We start from the raw sequence: 17,878 nt of genomic DNA on the forward strand, positions 1-17,878 counted from the left end.
GGCTACTGTTTCTTGCAATTGGCTTTCGAGATTTTGCTTTTCGGTAGCTAATTGCTGCTGCAAAGAAGCGATCAAACTTTCGCGTTCAGTCAACTGCTGCTGTAAACTTTCGTAACTTTCTTGCAGCGGATTTGGCTTTACACTCACCGAGTCCGATAGAGTTTCTGGCGTTACAGCCTCATTAATTTCGCTTTCTTCGGCTGTTTCCCCTTGCAAGTCGGGGGCATCTACCTCCGTTTCTTCACCTTTTTTCCAAGTGACAGTAACTTCCGTCTTGTCCTTAGAAATATCCAGAGCGCCTTGTGCCAAGCGTTCTAGGAGTTCTGACCTTGATATTCCGAGCTTGCGAGCGATCACGTTTAATCGATCGGCACTAGAAGAAGTCAGCGAAAGTCCGACTTTGACTTTACTTTCTGAATTGGAACTAACTACATTGCGATTTTTTTTGACCATTGGCATTTTCCTCATGCCAACCTACACTAATAAGTGTAGTGGCTGAAGTTTCTATTAAAATTAATTCTTGTTACTTACCAATTGTGCCAGCTTCTGTTCCCAATTGAACAAAAATTCGTGAATATACCCTTCGGTCGATTCCTCGCCGTAGAACCCCGTGAAGATTCCCTCGCACGGTTTTTTTTCGGCACGATACCGCAGATATAACAGTTGAGCTTGTTAGATACTATCTAACTTTGCGCCCGATTTCACCGGTTCGGCGCGATCGACCAAATCCAAATAAGCCACCAGAAAGTATTTTGCTATATAAGCCTCATCTCTAAATAGCGGCTGAAAGTCGAGAATCACCAAAATTTTCTTCTTGCCCAAAGACAAGAGGTGAATTCCCAACAGCGGCAAATCGTAATTGTGAGTCGGATAAATCACGCCATTAAAAAGTTGAGCAGATTCACCCACATCGATGTAAGTGTAGCGGATTTTCCGTAATTGCCGACAGTCGTAACACCAACTGCCGATAGTAGCGGAGGTTTTGCCGCGGCTGACATTAACTTCCAACGCCGAAGGAATAGGCCGACTTTGCAAATCAAACCTTTGAAACAGCTATTGCTCTAGGTATTCCCAAAAAGGCTGGTACATGGCGAATTAACTCAGATGGCAAAACTAAGAGCGAGCGTCAAGCATACCAATCGCCCCTGTCTCGTTTATTAGAAACAAAGTAACAATCCGTAATATTGGGACGGCGATGGGGCTAATCTAGGGGGGGTTTAAGAGTTTAAGGTCTGCTTGAGGTTGTAAGCCCTTGTTTTACAGCGAAGCTTCCAAAGTCCCACCTGCAACCCGATGATCTCGATCTTTTGCCAAATAGCTGACAGCAGCGCGAGCTTGAGGATTGTCAAATTTGCTCAGCGCGCGAGCAACTCGCAGCCGAATTCCCCAGTAATCGGAACTTACTAGAGGTAATAATTGCTGCAATGCCTCTTCTTGTTTCTGGGTATTTGCCAGCACACCAAATCCGTCAATTGCTGCTTCCTGAACAGGTAAATCTTCGCCGCCCAGACCTATCGCACAAATTTCAAATACTGCATCAGGGCACTGCATTTCGTACAGCGGAGCCATGATACTGCGGCGGACGAGCCAATTATCATCGCGGCGAAAAGCTTCGACTAAATGAGAAATTGCCTCGCTTCCGAACCTTGACAAAGAGTTAGCGGCTTCTGCTCGCACGTTAGGATCGCGATCGAACTGCATCATTTTTAACAGCGCCGCAAAAGCTTCCGCAGTTTGAATCTGTCGCAATCCCATCGCCACGAACGATCGTACCATAAACTCGCGATCGTCCACTTTGCTCAGCAACATCGGTAGCGCCACCGCAGAATCGCACTTTCTCAGAGCCGTTACCCCCCGCAGCCTCTCTTGAGAATCCGAACTTTGCAGCGCTGCTTGGATTTCGCTAATTTTCATAAGCCAATTATATATTTTTGTTACGTTTTTTTACAATTTTAGCAATTATTCCTGGATTTTGGGCAGATTAAAAAAAATTCACTGCTGAATAAGAAATTTTATGGGTATTTAAGCGAATTTTTGTATTAGAAATGAAGGCAATCATTTCCCTATTTATTTGAGTATGCGAAGGCATAATTTATTTTTATAAATAGGTTTTAACAGCCGATTTTTTACAGGCAGTGGCTTGGGCGCAGTGTACAATAAAATCATTTTTAACCCCATTTTTCTGAGATAACAGCGCAATTTAAAACCCTAATTATCCCGCGCATAAAATCCTAAATGATTGGAAATTGGACGTTCCTGCATGGGGATTTTATTCTGAATCGGAGCATTCAACAGTTTCGATCCAGACGGCAATGCTACTGCAAAAGTTACCGACCCGCCGCCATCTAAATTTAGCACTGTCTCGGCTCCCAACTGCATCGAAATCTCAGTTATTTCGCTCAATTTTAGCCCTTCACTGTAAAGCCTCTGCTTGCCGTCTACCAGAATTAACCACAACTTGTCGCCTGTTTTGTCGATCGCCGCGACTGCACGGGGATATGGTTTATCCTGTTTGCGTTCTTCCTGACTTTGTGCTACTGTTTTGCCATTTTTAACCAGCAAAGTATCTCCGGCAACTGCATAGGCTGTTCCCGCAGGACAAGTGCCGTTTTCGATTATTTGAGCGCGGTTTTTGGCATCAAAACAAAGGGCTGGAAAGGCTAGGTCTGGTTGAGAATAAGCTTGGCTTTTGGCAATGGCGTGTCCGACATTATTTACTCGATCGCCACTGCGAGGATAGTAATTCCAAGGTGCTTGCTCGATGCAGGGATAAAAAAAATTGCCGTTGACTGCTAATTGCAATTTAAATTCTTTCAGGAATTCAGTAGCCGTGCGGGCATTGGTTTCTGTTAAATCGGGTGTTGGGTTTCCGGGAGTGACAAAAATTCCTATTCCCGGCGCTTTTAGGTCGATGCTAACAATGTGAATTAGGGTGGGACGCGGATTAGTCCGAAATTCCTTGCGGTAGGCTATTCCCTGAAATAGCGATCGGGCTTCGTTTGTTTGTTGGGGACGCAAAAAGTAGGGAATGTTGTAAAGTAGTATTGGTGCGAGCAATATTCCGAGACCGAGAATATGCCAAATTTGTTTGATCGTGGGTCGATAAGTCATACCATTTTAGATTTGAGATGGGGGACGGGAACACTGACAGGTTTATATATTTTCAAGCATCCTGTACTAATGTGAAGTATTCGGGTTCCAATAATTTTAGCAATCAAATTTTACGAAATCGATCGTTCCAAGGACAAGTTCTTAACGGTGCTGATTTCAGCGGTGCGGATGTTCGAGGCTGCAATTTTACAAATGCTCAGTTAGCGGGTGCGAATTTTATCGGTGCGAAAATTGGGCTTTCTCGGCGACAGATTGCTGTTTTGAGTGCTGGGGCGATCGCGATTTGTTTGGTTGTGGGCGATGTTCTGACTCGACTGATTTTGGGAGCTCAAGGACAACTACCGGACTCTCGCAGTTGGCCTTTTGTTCTGTTGCTGTACGGAGTTTTGAGCGCTGCTGGTTTCGCTTCGGCGATCGCCAGCAAACAGCCAAAAACTTCAAAAGCGGGTAGATTGGCACGAACAATTTCTGCTATTCTATCAGGAGCTTTGTTGGGATTTTTTTATGCTGGCACTGCAACTAATAATAATTCCCAGGCTGCTATTGCTGGAATGGCGATCGGCGGGGTGTTAATGTTTTTTGTGAGTTGGCGGATTCGTAGCCAATTTGCACAGGTGGCGATCGCATCGGCTGGAAGTGTGGCGACTTACGCAGCGGCTTTTTTGTTCAGTGCAACGGCTAGCGCTTTTCTGAGCACTCACAAACTGTTTTGGGGTATGTGTTTCGGTTTGCTGTCGCTGCTGTATCTTTGGTTGGCGTTTGTGTCTTTCTCGGCTATTGTTCGAGAGATTGGAAATGCTGAGGGTACTTCCTTCAGAGGCGCAAATCTCACTGATGCTAAGTTCGATATAAATTACCTCAATCTAAAATCTAAAATTTAAAATCTAAAATTCCCTAATTGATATTCAAACAGCAATTGATCCAGCAGAAAGGGACGCTTGGCTGCAAACGGTGGCGATTGGTGTAGGAGCGTCACTATGGTTTTATACTATTGGCATTAGATGTGGGCGTTTATTCTCGACACGATCGCCCGTAATTTACGCTCAAAAATATAAAAGCGAGAGCCCTTGATTTTTCTAAAAGAATTCAAGGGCTCTCGCTCTAATCAAAGTATTTATCTCATATCAGAGATTTTGTTTGCAAGCTGTTTTTTTTGCCTAAACAGCTTGTTTAACGGAGAGGGAGGGATTCGAACCCTCGTTAAGTTGCCCTAAACACACTTTCCAGGCGTGCGCCTTCAACCGCTCGGCCACCTCTCCAGGGCTAAATTAATTCATTTAGCCACAGCTAAACTATCTTAGCAGAACAAATCTGATTTGGGAAGGGGTAACGGCATAAATTTGCTGTTTAACTTTTTCGCCGGAAGTCCAGCGCTCTATCAGCTTCGGATCAGCGTCGGGATGAAAGCAGGGTTGGTGACCACACTCCCCTGACCAATGGGCGACAGCGATCGAGAAGGGTAGATGGAAAAAACAGCCAATTAGTAAGTAAAACAACCATTTACCATCAGCAACCAGTGGTGGTAAACTATAGTTATGCTGACAATGAACTACACCTACCGAATCTATCCAGATGCGATTCAGCAGACTGAAATGCTCGAATGGCTTGAGACGTGCCGAGGCGTTTACAACTACGCTTTGCGCCAACTCAAAGACTGGATTGCTTCGCGCTTGTGCCGGGTGGATAGATGCTCCTTGGAGAAGGAATACATCATTCCTGCTTCGGAGCCGTTTCCGTCCTACCATCGTCAGCAAAACAACTTGCCCAAGGCAAAAAAGGAATTCCTGCATCTGGGCAAAGTTCATTCTCAAGTGCTGCAAACCACGATTCGGAGATTGCATGACACCTGGGAAGCTTTCTTGAAGCGTGGAAATGGGTTTCCGCGCTTCAAGAAATACGGTCAATTCAAATCCTTTGTGTTTCCTCAATTCAAAGACAACCCCATCAAGGGTTTCAATGTCAAGTTGCCGAAGATTGGCGAAGTGCCCATCAACTTGCATCGCCCCATTCCTGATGGTTTTGTGGTCAAACAGGTACGGGTGTTGTCTAAAGTTCGGGGAACCCAGTGGTATGTTGTGGTCACGATTGAATCAAGTGTGTCGGTTCCAGATGCTCAATCTCATGGTCGTGCCATTGGTATTGATTTGGGATTGGAGCGATTCTTGAGCGTGTCCGATGGCAGCTTCCACGAACGCCCTAAGTTTTTCAAGTCGATGCAACGCAAGCTGAAATTGCTGCAACGCTCTGCGACTAAAAAACAGAAGGGTTCTAAAAACTGGGAGAAGGCGCAAATCAAAGTCGCTAGAATGCACCATCGGATTGCTAATCGTCGCAAAGACTTTCATCTGAAAACGGCGCATAAACTTTGCGATCAAGCGCAAACCATCTTTGCCGAAGACCTCAATGTCAAAGGGTTGACGAGGGGGATGCTGCGTAAAGACTGTGTTGATGCTGCTTTCGGACAGTTTCTCTCTTTAACAGAATGGGTTTGTTGGAAGCGTGGGGTGTACTTTGCTAAAGTCAACCCCAACGGTACTAGCCAAACCTGCCCAGCTTGCCTTGCAACCGTCAGTAAGGGGCTGGAGGTTAGAGAGCATCGTTGTCCCGAGTGTAATTATCGGACTCATCGAGATCATGCAGCAGCAGAGATGGTTTTGCATCGTGGACTAGAAAGTATAGTAGCCCAGGGACTCTGGGGAACGGAAACAGCCTGTCAAGTCGGTCTGTCGGGGGTCTATGACCTAGATAAGTGGCGTGGGGCAGGAATATCCAAGAGCGATCTTGGGAAGCCCGCACTGTACTCGTAGAGTCAGCATCGGGAGGATGTCACTATGGGTAGGGTGTCAAACCGGCTGGCCGGATTCTCCTCCCTGTATCGCAAACCCACCCAGCTAAAGGATTTTGCCTCCCAAACCTCAATTCCATAATTCCATAATCTAAAATCTAAAATTCCATGACTAACTCTTACACAATTAAAATTCATAACAGACAGACAGGCGATCGCCACACCGTGCGAGTACCCGAAGACCGCTACATCCTCCAAAGCGCCGAAAACCAAGGAGTAGAATTGCCCTTTTCCTGCCGCAACGGCGCTTGTACCGCCTGCGCGGTGCGCGTCAATTCGGGGGAACTGCACCAGCCAGAAGCAATGGGGCTTTCTGTGGAACTGCAAAAAGAAGGTTATGCCCTGCTGTGCGTCAGCTATCCCCGTTCCAACATCGAGGTAGAGACGCAAGACGAAGACGAAGTGTACGAACTGCAATTCGGTCGTTACTTCGGCAAAGGTAAAGTTAAAGCAGGTTTGCCGTTGGATGAAGAGTGAGGCAACTTGATAAATTATCAATCACCAATTATCCATGCTTTATCGGTTATTTGCGATCGCCCTGTGTCTGTTGCTAGCTAGCTGCCAAAAACCAGAAATGCCCCAAGGTACGATCGCCAAAGTAGAAAGGGCCATCAGCGGGCAAACAATCGAAGTTATCAGTACAGCCGACAAAATAGCCTTATTAGAACAAATCAGGCTGATTGGTATTGATGCACCGGATTTAAAACAGCAGCCTTGGGGAGAAGCAGCCAAACAAAGACTAGAACAGCTAACTAGGGGAAAACAGGTATTGTTAGAATCAGACATCGAAGAGAAAGACCAGTTCGATCGCAAACTAGCCTACTTGTGGCAAGATAAAAATTTGCTCAACGAACAGCTAGTCAAAGAAGGTTATGCCCTGGCCTCAGTGCGATCGCCCAACACCAAATACCAGCAGCGACTCATCAACGCTCAAGAATGGGCGAGACTCATGGGTAAAGGTCTGTGGAATCCAGAACGAGCTTTGCGCCAAACTCCCGCAGAATTTCGCCAGCAAAATCGGAAATAGTCAGTTGACAGTTGACAGTTGACCGTTGGCAGTTGACAGTTGACAGTTGACAGTTGGCAGTTGACAGTTGTCATTGGAAGCAATTCCCAATTCCCAATTCCCAATTCCCAATTCCTAATGACAGACAATCAACTGCAAAACTTCTTAGAAATAGCCACCGAAGCAGCCCTAGCCGCCGGTTCCGTCCTGCAATCTTTCTGCGGAAAATTAGAAAAAATTCAAGAAAAAGGGCGATCGGGCGATTTAGTAACAGAAGCCGACAAAGCCTCAGAAGCCGTCATCTTAGAAATTCTCGGCCGCCACGTACCCGACCACGCCATCCTCGCCGAAGAATCCGGCAAATTAGGGGATGCAACTAGCAAATACCTGTGGGCGATCGACCCTTTGGACGGCACAACCAATTATGCTCACCAATATCCTTTTTGGGCCGTGTCGATCGGAGTTTTAATCGACGGCGTACCACAAATTGGAGTAATTTACGACCCTTTTCATAATGAATTGTTTCGGGCAGGCAAAGGATTGGGAGCAACCTGCAACCGGAAACCGATCGCAGTTTCCCAAATTTCAGAATTGAGAACCAGCTTGCTAGTCAGTGGCTTTGCATACGATCGGCGCGAAACAGCAGACAATAACTATGCCGAATTCTGTCACCTCACCCACCTCACCCAAGGCGTGCGGCGCAGCGGTTCGGCATCCCTAGACCTGGCACACCTGGCGATGGGGCGATCGGACGGATATTGGGAACGGGGACTCGCCCCTTGGGACGTAGCCGCCGGTGTAGTCATCGTCTCCGAAGCCGGAGGTCAAATTACAGCTTATGACGGCAGTGCCTTTGAGATGAACTCGGGTCGGATTTTGGCCACGAACGGCAAAATACACGCCGAACTAAGTGGCGCACTGCAGTCGGTTCCTCCCTTATCTTCTTGGAAGTAGCGCCCCCCAGCAATAGATCGGGGGTAGTACGGGGGTCACAACCCCTTGACTCAAGCTACATTAAAGAATAGTGAAAAGCCAGGAAAGGAAGAGTAAAAGTTATGTCTTTTGAAATGACAAAAGGGCTGTTCAAGTATGACTTTACGGATCAGCACGCAATTTTGGGAATTCCCTTAGACGCCGAGTTTAACGACATCCGCAAGCGCTACATGAAAATCGCCCGCCGCTTGCATTCGGATACTTGCTCTTTTGAAAGCCAAGCCGATAAAGATTGGGCTAACCAATTTTTGTCAAAAGTAGTCAATCCGGCCTACAACAAATTTTCCAAGGAAAGCGATCGCAAAGAATACAGCCTGCTATTAGCAGCCATCGGCAAGCGCGTCGTTAAAGAACAGGCGAAAATGCAAATTGAAAGCGAAGCAGCCAAACAGTTAGCTACCGCTCAAAATTGGGAAGAAGCTTACAAAACAGCAGTTAGCAAACTCGCTCTCAAGCAGTACGAATCAGTTAAGGAAACGCAAGAGGCGATCGATCAAATTAGCGAACTTAATATGGTTTACCTGCTGCGAAAAGAGCGCCTTGGCGGTGGCGGTGGTGCGGTTGCACCCGGTTCATCTGCAAAAGCCACAACCACAACTAGCACAGAAAAAACAGCAGCAGAAAAAACAGCAGCAGAAAAAACAGCCACCGTAAATCCCACGCCGCCTCCTCCGCCTAAAGTCGAACCCCCAGACTCACAGACCGAAGCCTATTGCCGCCGAGCTAAAGGATTTATGGACAGCAAAAATTACGCTAAAGCAAGTTTGGAGTTGAGGGAAGCGCTGAAGCGCGATCCAAAACACAGTAAGGCTCACGCTATGTTAGCAATGTGTTACCTTGAACAAAATCAAGCCACAATGGCGAAACTTGAGATGAACAAAGCTTTGGCATCAAATCCTGAAGAACCGACGGCTTTGGAGGTTAAGAAAAAGCTGGAACAAACTTCCGCAAAGGCAAAAAAAGGTGACGACAAACCGGGATTTTTTGCAAGTTTGTTTGGCGGGAAGAAGAAGTGAGAAGTTGTGAGTTGTGAGTCAGGAATATTTAGAAATTGGTAAACTGGTCAGCAGTGAAGTGATCTCGCTCAAAACAATCAAGACTGGGTGAGCTTACATCCGATCGCAGTCGGAATTATACCGTCAGTATGAGCGTCCCGCGATCGCGGGTGATCCAGAAAGAGCGGGACGATCGCACTGACGGGGAAAATGATTATTCCCATGCAAACCAAAACGCTATCACGCCTTAATTTGTTAAAGTCGAAGGTTAAGCTTGCCTGATTCGACTTTAACAGCTTCCCCTAAAGCTAAGCTTCTAAGCCCAATCTAAAATCTAAAATCTAAAATCTAAAATTGATATGACACCTTAATTTGTTAAAGTCGAATGTTAAGCTTGCCTGGTTCGACTTTAACACCGTCCATAAAGCTAAGCTTCTGGGCCCAATCTAAAATCTAAAGTCTAAAATCTAAAATTGATATGGTTCACCAACCCCCATCCGGTGCAAGAGATTTATTGCCCCTTGACGTTGCTCAAAAAATTTCGATCGAACGGCGCTTACAGCAGGTTTTTCACCGCTGGGGCTATCACCGGATTATTACCTCTACTCTAGAAAGGCTGGAGACTTTGATGGCTGGGGGTGCGATCGACCGATCGACCTTAATTCAACTGCAAGACGCCGAGGATGGAGAACTTGGTTTGCGGCCGGAATTGACAGCTTCGATCGCCCGGGCGGCTGCAATGCGGATGGCCGGGACTCGCTGGCAGCCTCAGCGCCTCTACTACAACGCTAACGTGTTCCGCAAAGGCCCTGATACTGGCTCAGGCGGGCAACAGGAGTTCTATCAAGCTGGGGTAGAACTGCTGGGCGCGGGGGGGGCGGTTGCGGATGCGGAAGTGCTGCTGCTGCTGTCTGAGTGCTTGCAGAGCTTGGAAATTGATGAGTGGCATTTGGTTTTGGGAGAAGCGGGCTTGACTGCAACATTGCTGGAATCGTTTCCGCCAAACGTGCGCCAGAAAGTTCGGGGGGCGATCGCCAATCTCGATCGAATTGCCTTGGAAACTTTGCCGCTGTCAACCGAATTGCGAGAAAGAGCTCTGCTGTTATTTGACTTGCGCGGCCGGCCAGAAGAGGTGTTGCCAATTGTTGCCAAGCTGGATTTAGATTTGCCGCAGCAAGCCGCGTTAAATAATCTCAAATCGGCGATCGAATTGCTGCACCAATGTCAGTCAAAAATTCCCAATCTCAAATCCCACATTCACCTGGATTTGAGTTTAATTCAAACCTTTGACTACTACACTGGAATTGTGTTTGAAGTTGTCAGCAGCAGCAAGACAGGACAGCGAGTTTTAGGACAAGGGGGACGCTACGATCAACTGTTGGGACTGTTCGATCCCCAAGGGCAAAATTCCCCCGGCATCGGGTTTTGTCTGAATATTGAAGATTTGCACCAAGTTTTGCTGACAGAGGGGCAATTGCCCACCCAGACGCCAGCTAGCGACTGGTTGGTTGTGGCTCAAACTCCTGAAGCTAGTGCCGCCGCGTTTGCTTACGCTCGCAAACTCCGAGACTCTACTCACCTAGTTCGGGTGGAAATAGATTTGGAGAGTCGGGAGACAGAGGAGGCGGCGCGGGAATACGCGCGCGATCGACGAATTGCTCAAATTGCTTGGGTAAATGCCGAAGGATTGCCAACAATTGAAACGGTAAATTAGGCTAATTGGTAATTGGTAATTAGTAGTTGGTAATTGGTTAAAAATCACCGGATATGATAGTATGTATCCTGCTGATTGAGAGAAGGTTTTGCCAATTGCTAATTGCTAATTCCCGATCTAACTAAAATCTTTTGAGAGAACACTATGGCACACACTATTGTTACGAATATTTGCGAGGGAATTGCTGATTGCGTTGGCGCTTGTCCGGTTGCTTGCATTCATCCCGGCCCGGGCAAAAATGTCAAGGGTACTGATTGGTTTTGGATTGATTTTGATACCTGTATTGATTGCGGCATTTGTTTGCAGGTGTGTCCTGTCGAAGGTGCGATCGTTCCAGATGAGCGACCTGAATTGCAGCAAACTCCCTCTTAATTGCAACTTGATTGCAATTGAGGGCTAGATAGCTACATTAACTAAGGGGTAAGGTGCGCGACCAGGCGCACCCTACAGTAACTTTTTTATGAACCGCAGAGGGCGCAGAGGACACAGAGAATAGGAGTGAGAAATAGTGGAAAAATCTAACGTTTAGATATCTAAGTGCAGGTAATTAATTAGGTTACTTTTGTGAGTTCTTTCTCTTCCCTTCTCTTGTCTTCCTACCCTTCGGAAACGCCTTCGCCGAACGTGTCCTTCGCGTCTTCGCGGTTCGTTAAAGAAAAAGCCCGCTCGCACTTTACAAAAAAAACTACTATAAAATCCTATGCAGCCGATCGCACTTTCCGAATCTCACATTTTATCCATCCGCACCCACGCCGAAAGCGCTTATCCTGAAGAATGCTGCGGTTTGTTGCTCGGTCGAGTTACTGGCGGTGTTAAAACTTTGGTAGAAGTTTGGCCGACTGACAATGCTTGGAGTTCTGAGGCCCAGGAGAATTGGCCTGAACAAAAAGGATTGACAGAAAGACGCAGATATGCTATTAGACCCGAAGATATGTTGCGCGCGATGAAACACGGGCGCGATCGCACTCTGGATATTATCGGTATATATCATTCTCACACGGATTGTCCCGCAGTGCCCTCAGAGTGCGATCGGACATTGGCCTGGGCCGAATACTCTTATATTATTGTGTCAGTCCGACAAGGCTGTTCAGAAGACCTCCGCAGTTGGAGTCTTGACGGAGAGGGGAACTTTCAAGCAGAGGAAATTCTCGTACAGGAACCGACTGAGATTAAGAAATAATTAGTAAAAATAACAAACAGGTAAAAAGGCGAAAGATTCAGATAGGATATAATTCAAAATCTGCGCTACACACAATATCATGCTAAATCCTAATCTGGATGAGATCCAGCTCAACAAACAAGAATACGAACGCTACTCTCGCCACCTCATCCTCCCAGAAGTTGGATTGGACGGGCAGAAGCGTCTCAAAGCTGCCAGCGTGCTCTGCATCGGTACGGGAGGTCTCGGTTCGCCGCTGCTGCTGTATTTAGCAGCGGCAGGTGTTGGCCGCATTGGGATTGTAGACTTTGATGTTGTAGACCATTCCAATTTGCAGCGACAAATAATTCATGGCACTTCTTGGGTTGGGAAACCGAAGATTGAGTCGGGTAAAAATCGGATTTTAGAAATTAATCCTTTTTGTCAAGTTGATTTGTACGAGACTCGCGTTAGTTCGGAAAATGCGATCGACATTGCCGCTCCTTACGATATCATCATCGACGGGACGGACAACTTCCCGACTCGCTATTTGATGAACGACGTTTGCGTGCTTTTAAACAAGCCCAACGTCTACGGTTCTATCTTCCGATTTGAAGGGCAAGCAACAGTTTTCAACTACGAAGGCGGCCCGAATTACCGAGATTTGTACCCCGAACCCCCGCCGCCAGGGATGGTTCCTTCTTGTGCCGAAGGCGGCGTTTTAGGCGTTTTGCCTGGAGTAATTGGCTGCATTCAAGCAACGGAAGCTATCAAGATTATCTTGGGTCAAGGCACTACTTTGAGCGGCAGATTGTTGCTTTACAATGCCTTAGATATGACGTTCCGGCAATTGAAATTGCGCCCGAATCCAGTGCGCCCGGTAATTGAAAAGTTAATCGATTACGAAGAATTCTGCGGCTTTAGTAAAGTACAAACAGAGCAACCGCAAATTCCTGAGATGACTGTCACGGAACTTAAGCAGTTAATCGACAGCGGTGCGAAGGATTTTGTATTGTTAGATGTTCGCAATCCCAACGAGTATCAAATTTGTCAAATTCCTGGGTCGGTTTTGGTTCCTTTGCCGGATATCGAACAGGGCGCAGGTGTCGCTAAGGTCAAGGAATTGTTGAACGGCCACCGCTTGATTGCACACTGCAAAATGGGCGGGCGTTCTGCCAAGGCTTTGGGGATTTTGAAGGAAGCGGGAATTGAGGGGATTAATGTTAAGGGCGGGATTACTGCTTGGAGTGAAGAAGTAGACCCATCTGTACCTCAATATTAAGCTCAATCTTTTTCTGGGGCGGGTGATTTACCCGCCCGGAACCGGGATTATTGGGGTGGCAACTGTTTATTTCTATTTAGTAGATTCTTGAACTTACCTAGTAGATTCTTGGAATTGGCACTCAACATAACCACACCCCAAACTAGAGCCCCGGCACCGATACTAATCAACAATACGAAGGCAAAAGAATTAATTCCCACCTTCAGGAAAGGCAAAGGCAAAGCAACAATTTGATTCGGCGGGTCTTGTTTAATCAAATAAGGAGAACTGCCAGCCACTACTCCGGCTACTCCCAAACCAAAGCCGACAGCTTGAATCGTTACCTCTAGTTTGGCATTCCGATAAGCTTCTTCGATCGCCACAATAGCTCGAATTGCCTCGGTTGCTTGGTCTAGCAAGCCGGAACCGTGTTTGAAATAGCCTAAATCTGCTTGAATCTGCCTTTGAAACTGCGGGCAAGTTTCTTTACTGAATGCTGCGAGGAAACTTAAATCGGCATCACTATCATTATACTTTTTAGCTGCTTTGATGTCAAGACTTATTTGATTTAATTTATCCTGGTAATTTTGGGCGTTAATGGCGATCGTATTTTCCAGAAACTGCAAATCACTCAGCATTCGGGCATACTTCACAGCCCGAGGCGGCATCTCAATCATCTGACGTTTGAGATATTCTAATTCCTTCTGCTTTAAACCAGCACCTTTCGATTGCCTCTGCTGAGATCTATCTCGCTGCAAATACTTAAAAGTATTGTCAATATCCAGTTCAATTTTTTCATATTCCTCGCGAATTTGGCGGTAATAGGCGCGACTTTCCCAAAAAGCACGAATAATTTTATTTCTGTACAAAAACAGCTCCATAAAATCGCTGTACCTGGCTGCATTCCAGATTTCATCTGTTGCCGGACTGTTTAAAAACCAGATCAGAATGTGGCAGTACGAAGCCTGCTGATTCGGATTGCCATATTCCAAAATTGGACTGCCGAACAACTCGCCTTGACGGTAAAAAGTCGGCAAATTTGGATCGGAAATAAACTTTTCCAGACACTGTTGAGCCAAGCTTTTGAGAAAATTCTCATCTTGCCGCATTTCTTGGTTTTGTTCCGCACTCAGCCAAGCTGTAAGCAGCAGAGTTTGACCAAAATAACTGTTAACAGAATTCGGCAGCAAGCAGTTATCTGGATTCAAATCCTGAAAAATGCTAACATCGACATTAGATGTTTTAATACCGTCAATTTTTTCGGGAATGCTAATGTTAAATCCCAAAGCATAACTGTCATCAATCCGCTGCGGTTGAGCAAATCCTTGGAGAAAAATCGGCTGGCCGTGATGCTCAATATTCTTCTCGAAAGGCAGAAAAGCCAGGTCATTTACAGAATTTTCAACAATCAGGTTGACGCGCCATCCCGGAGGTGCTGTTTTCGCGCTGTATAAATTGCTAGAATTTAATTCCGCATCGACTTTGAGATTATTTTTCAATATCTCGTTGCACTTTTGCCACAAATGTTCGGGATTGACAGGGGAATTTGAGCTTGAAGTTAGGGCTGGCTGTTGAGAATTGACAGGGGAATTTGAGTCAAAACCTAGGGCATCCCAGAGGTGAAAGGCAAATAAATGAACGTTGGGAGCATGGATTTTGCTATTTTGGTTCATTATTCGTATCCGAACTATTTTTTGGGTTGGGATTTTGTTGTTGATTGTACGCAGTTAGAATGCTGTCGCGCAGAATTTTAGTGATATTAGTCGTTGGCCGCCCTGTCGTTGAATTCGGTTTCTTGGGACGGATATCTTGCCGTGCATCACTTACATTATCAACACAGTTTTGTGCCTCAATAGCATCTCTCAAAGTCTTTCCCAGTTCGTGTTTGGCACACCACTTGCTGATAGTCATGGCAATCGGGAATAATTCATCATCGGCAGATTCAGCTATTTGTGTTTCTAATTCAGGTAAATCACGCCATGCAGAAATAAAGATACTCGGTTTTTCGTTCAGCCAGTTCAGGAAAGTATTGATAATTTGTTCGGGTTCCACAGGACAATTCCCCTTTGATAAAATTTTAGGTTTCGTAACTCATCTCACAGATTTTGCAATTACTTCGGGCTTGTTTTTTTTCGGGTAATCACACTCGCCTTCACATTATACCAAATCTGTTTTCAATCGCCATGCTTTCTCTTAGCCCGCTAGGAGTAGACTTCGTTTGTGTAGTAGCGATTTCAAGAGATTCCTCTTAATATCCAGTAGCACAGAAGGCAGCCCAATATTGTGGGGCGGAAAATAGTGATTCATCAGGTGTGAATGAAGTTAACCACAATTGGTCTTTTTGACTCAATTTTTTATCTAAACCTAAGGATTGCATCCAAACACGAAAATCTTTTTCCGTGACTGCGCGCATCCAGTTTTGCGCCGCATTCAAAGCGAGGGCTACTGAAACTTGAGTTTGCAATTCTTGATAAAGTTTAATCATCAAAATTGCTGTGGCAAAATCAGCGACAACCCACAGACTGCTGACAACATTCATGCTACCCGCATACAAAAAACCGCTGGGTAAACCAATGTATTCATCCGTCATTGCGGTTGATGTGGTTAACCCGGTTTCGCAGGCGGAAAGTGTGACGAGACTGCACTGCGGTAACTGCAATTCGGCAAAGATTTCTCGCAGGGTGAGGCATTTTTCTGGAATGGCTTTTCTGCCGCTGCGTAGGGTGACATAGCGCTGTTTTTCCTCGGGCTGATTTGACTCTGGGGGCGGGGGTGAGGTTTGCGGTTCCAGGGAATCGGCTAAGACTAGGGATGACAGCAGCGGATAGTCAAAATTGAATCTGCCGTGACAGGAAAAGTGCAGGTAGTTGGCGTTTAAGAGGTTTTCTCGGTTTTCGTCGAGGGCGGTTTTTGTGGCTTGTTTTCTGAGTAAAACGTGATGCGGATTAAATCTGGTTTTGATGGTTTCTACTTCCATGTCGGCGTTGAATAAGTCTTCGGTGGGATTCTGGAGGGCGAATAGTTGTTGCTGATTTGGTGGGGGGGAGTTTCTGGTGGTGATGCGATTTTTTACGAGTTGCAGCAGTTGCAAGCTGGGGGCGTATTTCACGCCGGCGGGGAAGCTGTCGAGGAGGTAGCCGCGAAAGTTGGTTTTTTGTTTAAATCGGGTTTCTGAGGTGAGTTGTAGGGCGTGGAGGGGGAATAAGTGCAGGTAGCGGTGGGGTACTAGGATTAGTTGTTTGCAGTTGGGGGGGAGGTGGGCGATTATCTCGTTTAGCCGCAGGATTTCTGAGAGTTTTTCGAGTTTTTGGGATAGGGTGTTTTGCCAGGTTTTGTTGGTGTTTTTGTTGAGGTATTCGTAGAGATAGTTGTTTGTCCAGGTTTCTAATTCGGCTATTTCGGTTGTGGTATATGTCACTGGTTTTATGCTGTCGCGGGTGATGATGAAGGCCGACCCGCCCCAGCTATCGTCGGAGTTGGAGTTATTGCCGATGTACCATTCTATGATTGCTGTTTTGGTGTCTAAGGTTTGTTGGAATTTGGTGATGTTGATGGGTTCGATTTTTTGAGTTAGGGAGAATTCTGGTTCTCGCTGTTTTATCTGTTCTAGCAGTTGTGTTAGTTGCTGTAAGGTTGTTTCTAATTTGGCTTTTTCTTGTTGGAAATATTCGGGGCTGAGGCTGCGGGTTTCGGTTGTGGGTTGTGAGGGAGAGTCTTCGGGAACCCCCCCCGGCCCCCCCTTGGTAAGGGGGGGGGAAAGAGGGGGAGGAGATGGGGTTTCTGTTTCTAGGAATTGTTGGGAGGCGGCGATTTGGCGGCGCAGGTTTTGGAGTTGCTGTTTCTCGGTTTCGGTGGCTGTTTTGGGATAGATTTCGCTGTTGGTGAAAAGTTCGACTAGGTAGCGGGATTTGCTGCGTTCGATTGTTTGCAGGGCTTTGTCATATTGTTGGTGGTTGATGCAGGATTGCATCATTTTTTCGTACACATCGAGATTTTCTTCGATGATTTCTCGTTTGCGGTTGTCGGATGCGATCCACTCGCGACTTTGTTCGACTGCTTCGATGGCTTTTTCGTAGCCGAATATGGCTGTTTCCCACAAGTTTACTGCAAATCCTAAATCGCCTAAGTTTCGCGCTGTGTTAAGACAGTCAAGAGGTAATGTGGTAGGGGTATGAACTTCTAAAGCCAATTGATAACAGTCGATCGCCCTTTTGATATTCTCGGCTTTGTCTTCCCTGATTCTGAAAGAGTAAGCTGCTGCTAAATTATGTTGAATCCCTGCCCATTCTTGGGGAAAATCTGCGCGCGTGCAAACTTCTAAAGCCAATTGACAACAGGCGATCGCCCTTTCGATATTCTCGGCTTTATCTTCCCTGATTCTGAAAGAGTAAGCTGCTGCTAAATTATTTTGAATCCCTGCCCATTGTTGGGGAAAATCGGCGCGGGTAAGAACTTCTAAAGCCAATTGATAACAGGCGATCGCCTTTTCTATATTCTCCGCCCGATCTTCCCTGATTCTGTTAGAATAAGCTGCTGCTAAATTATTTTGAGTCGTTGCCCATTCTTGGGGAAAATCTGCGCGCTTGCAAACTTCTAAAGTCAATTGATAACAGGCGATCGCCCTTTCGATATTCTCCGCCCGATCTTCCCTGATTCTGTTAGAATAAGCTGCTGCTAAATTATTTTGAGTCGTTGCCCATTCTTGGGGAAAATCTGCGCGCTTGCAAACTTCTAAAGCCAATTGATAACAGGCGATCGCCCTTTCGATATTCTCCGCCCGATCTTCCCTGATTCTGTTAGAATAAGCTGCTGCTA

At 46.3% G+C, this 17,878-nt stretch carries 19 protein-coding genes and 1 tRNA gene; 10 read left to right on the forward strand and 10 right to left on the reverse strand.

Annotated features, from left to right (window positions below; genetic code table 11):
• The 5 genes from QUA42_RS03995 to QUA42_RS04015 form a co-directional block, all read right to left on the reverse strand.
• On the reverse strand, nucleotides 1-453 hold a 453-nt coding region (locus QUA42_RS03995; protein WP_333135299.1), incomplete at its 3' end, for a ribbon-helix-helix protein, CopG family.
• A 60-nt stretch (nucleotides 454-513) separates the two neighbouring features.
• Complete coding sequence (locus tag QUA42_RS04000; RefSeq protein ID WP_333135506.1) at nucleotides 514-663, reverse strand: hypothetical protein; 150 nt, start codon at nucleotides 661-663, stop codon at nucleotides 514-516.
• A gap of 9 nt (nucleotides 664-672) precedes the next feature.
• Nucleotides 673-1,035: a hypothetical protein gene (locus tag QUA42_RS04005; protein ID WP_333135301.1), complete on the reverse strand. Its 363-nt coding sequence runs from the start codon at nucleotides 1,033-1,035 to the stop codon at nucleotides 673-675.
• A 222-nt stretch (nucleotides 1,036-1,257) separates the two neighbouring features.
• Nucleotides 1,258-1,914, reverse strand: coding sequence for a HEAT repeat domain-containing protein (locus QUA42_RS04010; RefSeq protein ID WP_333135303.1), 657 nt, complete (start codon nucleotides 1,912-1,914; stop codon nucleotides 1,258-1,260).
• Nucleotides 1,915-2,208: 294 nt separating this feature from the next.
• Nucleotides 2,209-3,111 carry a phosphodiester glycosidase family protein gene (locus tag QUA42_RS04015; RefSeq protein WP_333135305.1) on the reverse strand — a complete coding sequence of 301 codons (903 nt, stop codon included), beginning with the start codon at nucleotides 3,109-3,111 and terminating at the stop codon, nucleotides 2,209-2,211.
• A 17-nt stretch (nucleotides 3,112-3,128) separates the two neighbouring features.
• Here QUA42_RS04015 and QUA42_RS04020 point away from each other — a divergent pair, with 17 nt between their 5' ends.
• Nucleotides 3,129-3,992, forward strand: coding sequence for a pentapeptide repeat-containing protein (locus QUA42_RS04020; RefSeq protein WP_333135307.1), 864 nt, complete (start codon nucleotides 3,129-3,131; stop codon nucleotides 3,990-3,992).
• A 293-nt stretch (nucleotides 3,993-4,285) separates the two neighbouring features.
• On the opposite strand, the gene QUA42_RS04025 is transcribed toward QUA42_RS04020, so the two are convergent.
• A tRNA-Ser gene (locus QUA42_RS04025) sits at nucleotides 4,286-4,370 on the reverse strand.
• 285 nt (nucleotides 4,371-4,655) lie between these two features.
• On the opposite strand from QUA42_RS04025, the gene QUA42_RS04030 reads away from it, so the two are divergent.
• The 5 genes from QUA42_RS04030 (at nucleotide 4,656) to QUA42_RS04050 (ending at nucleotide 8,971) form a co-directional block, all read left to right on the forward strand.
• A complete protein-coding gene (locus QUA42_RS04030; RefSeq protein ID WP_333135309.1) occupies nucleotides 4,656-5,918 on the forward strand; it encodes a transposase in 1,263 nt (420 codons plus the stop codon).
• 146 nt (nucleotides 5,919-6,064) lie between these two features.
• A complete protein-coding gene (locus QUA42_RS04035) occupies nucleotides 6,065-6,433 on the forward strand; it encodes a 2Fe-2S iron-sulfur cluster-binding protein (protein WP_333040827.1) in 369 nt (122 codons plus the stop codon).
• A 34-nt stretch (nucleotides 6,434-6,467) separates the two neighbouring features.
• Nucleotides 6,468-6,983, forward strand: a complete 516-nt coding sequence (locus QUA42_RS04040) for a thermonuclease family protein (protein WP_333135311.1) — start codon at nucleotides 6,468-6,470, stop codon at nucleotides 6,981-6,983.
• Between the two features lie 117 nt (nucleotides 6,984-7,100).
• On the forward strand, nucleotides 7,101-7,916 hold the full coding sequence (locus QUA42_RS04045; RefSeq protein ID WP_333135313.1) for an inositol monophosphatase family protein: 816 nt from the start codon (nucleotides 7,101-7,103) through the stop codon (nucleotides 7,914-7,916).
• A 101-nt stretch (nucleotides 7,917-8,017) separates the two neighbouring features.
• Complete coding sequence (locus QUA42_RS04050) at nucleotides 8,018-8,971, forward strand: tetratricopeptide repeat protein (protein ID WP_333135315.1); 954 nt, start codon at nucleotides 8,018-8,020, stop codon at nucleotides 8,969-8,971.
• 77 nt (nucleotides 8,972-9,048) lie between these two features.
• On the opposite strand, the gene QUA42_RS04055 is transcribed toward QUA42_RS04050, so the two are convergent.
• Complete coding sequence (locus tag QUA42_RS04055; protein ID WP_333135317.1) at nucleotides 9,049-9,174, reverse strand: hypothetical protein; 126 nt, start codon at nucleotides 9,172-9,174, stop codon at nucleotides 9,049-9,051.
• Between the two features lie 254 nt (nucleotides 9,175-9,428).
• Between QUA42_RS04055 and QUA42_RS04060 the strand changes: the two genes are divergently transcribed.
• From QUA42_RS04060 to moeB, 4 genes are all read left to right on the forward strand, one after another.
• Nucleotides 9,429-10,664: an ATP phosphoribosyltransferase regulatory subunit gene (locus tag QUA42_RS04060; protein WP_333135319.1), complete on the forward strand. Its 1,236-nt coding sequence runs from the start codon at nucleotides 9,429-9,431 to the stop codon at nucleotides 10,662-10,664.
• 144 nt (nucleotides 10,665-10,808) lie between these two features.
• Nucleotides 10,809-11,036 (forward strand): indolepyruvate ferredoxin oxidoreductase subunit alpha, encoded by a 228-nt coding sequence (locus QUA42_RS04065; RefSeq protein WP_006635695.1) that lies wholly within the window; start codon nucleotides 10,809-10,811, stop codon nucleotides 11,034-11,036.
• Nucleotides 11,037-11,364: 328 nt separating this feature from the next.
• Nucleotides 11,365-11,844, forward strand: coding sequence for a M67 family metallopeptidase (locus QUA42_RS04070; RefSeq protein WP_333135321.1), 480 nt, complete (start codon nucleotides 11,365-11,367; stop codon nucleotides 11,842-11,844).
• 79 nt (nucleotides 11,845-11,923) lie between these two features.
• Entirely contained in the window at nucleotides 11,924-13,084 is a 1,161-nt protein-coding gene (gene moeB, locus QUA42_RS04075; RefSeq protein ID WP_333135323.1) for a molybdopterin-synthase adenylyltransferase MoeB, read from the forward strand.
• A gap of 47 nt (nucleotides 13,085-13,131) precedes the next feature.
• Here the strand turns inward: moeB and QUA42_RS04080 are convergent, their stop codons facing one another.
• The 3 genes from QUA42_RS04080 to QUA42_RS04090 form a co-directional block, all read right to left on the reverse strand.
• Complete coding sequence (locus QUA42_RS04080; protein ID WP_333135326.1) at nucleotides 13,132-14,736, reverse strand: hypothetical protein; 1,605 nt, start codon at nucleotides 14,734-14,736, stop codon at nucleotides 13,132-13,134.
• Entirely contained in the window at nucleotides 14,723-15,115 is a 393-nt protein-coding gene (locus QUA42_RS04085; RefSeq protein WP_333135328.1) for a hypothetical protein, read from the reverse strand. The genes QUA42_RS04080 and QUA42_RS04085 overlap by 14 nt, the downstream gene beginning before the upstream one ends.
• Before the next feature lie 196 nt (nucleotides 15,116-15,311).
• The coding region (locus QUA42_RS04090) for a CHAT domain-containing tetratricopeptide repeat protein (protein ID WP_333135329.1) at nucleotides 15,312-17,878 on the reverse strand (2,567 nt) is incomplete at its 5' end.

The organism is Microcoleus sp. Pol11C2, assembly GCF_036701505.1.
GTDB lineage: Bacteria > Cyanobacteriota > Cyanobacteriia > Cyanobacteriales > Microcoleaceae > Microcoleus.

Excerpts from the sequence above, each read along its gene's own strand:
- QUA42_RS04065 (WP_006635695.1), top strand. The coding sequence starts at position 10,809 with ATGGCACACACTATTGTTACGAATATTTGCGAGGGAATTGCTGATTGC.
- QUA42_RS04080 (WP_333135326.1), bottom strand. The coding sequence starts at position 14,736 with ATGAACCAAAATAGCAAAATCCATGCTCCCAACGTTCATTTATTTGCC.
- moeB (WP_333135323.1), top strand. The coding sequence starts at position 11,924 with ATGCTAAATCCTAATCTGGATGAGATCCAGCTCAACAAACAAGAATAC.
- QUA42_RS04035 (WP_333040827.1), top strand. The coding sequence starts at position 6,065 with ATGACTAACTCTTACACAATTAAAATTCATAACAGACAGACAGGCGAT.
- QUA42_RS04010 (WP_333135303.1), bottom strand. The coding sequence starts at position 1,914 with ATGAAAATTAGCGAAATCCAAGCAGCGCTGCAAAGTTCGGATTCTCAA.
- QUA42_RS04070 (WP_333135321.1), top strand. The coding sequence starts at position 11,365 with ATGCAGCCGATCGCACTTTCCGAATCTCACATTTTATCCATCCGCACC.
- QUA42_RS04055 (WP_333135317.1), bottom strand. The coding sequence starts at position 9,174 with ATGGGAATAATCATTTTCCCCGTCAGTGCGATCGTCCCGCTCTTTCTG.
- QUA42_RS04045 (WP_333135313.1), top strand. The coding sequence starts at position 7,101 with ATGACAGACAATCAACTGCAAAACTTCTTAGAAATAGCCACCGAAGCA.
- QUA42_RS04015 (WP_333135305.1), bottom strand. The coding sequence starts at position 3,111 with ATGACTTATCGACCCACGATCAAACAAATTTGGCATATTCTCGGTCTC.
- QUA42_RS04040 (WP_333135311.1), top strand. The coding sequence starts at position 6,468 with ATGCTTTATCGGTTATTTGCGATCGCCCTGTGTCTGTTGCTAGCTAGC.
- QUA42_RS04060 (WP_333135319.1), top strand. The coding sequence starts at position 9,429 with ATGGTTCACCAACCCCCATCCGGTGCAAGAGATTTATTGCCCCTTGAC.
- QUA42_RS04020 (WP_333135307.1), top strand. The coding sequence starts at position 3,129 with ATGGGGGACGGGAACACTGACAGGTTTATATATTTTCAAGCATCCTGT.
- QUA42_RS04030 (WP_333135309.1), top strand. The coding sequence starts at position 4,656 with ATGAACTACACCTACCGAATCTATCCAGATGCGATTCAGCAGACTGAA.
- QUA42_RS04050 (WP_333135315.1), top strand. The coding sequence starts at position 8,018 with ATGTCTTTTGAAATGACAAAAGGGCTGTTCAAGTATGACTTTACGGAT.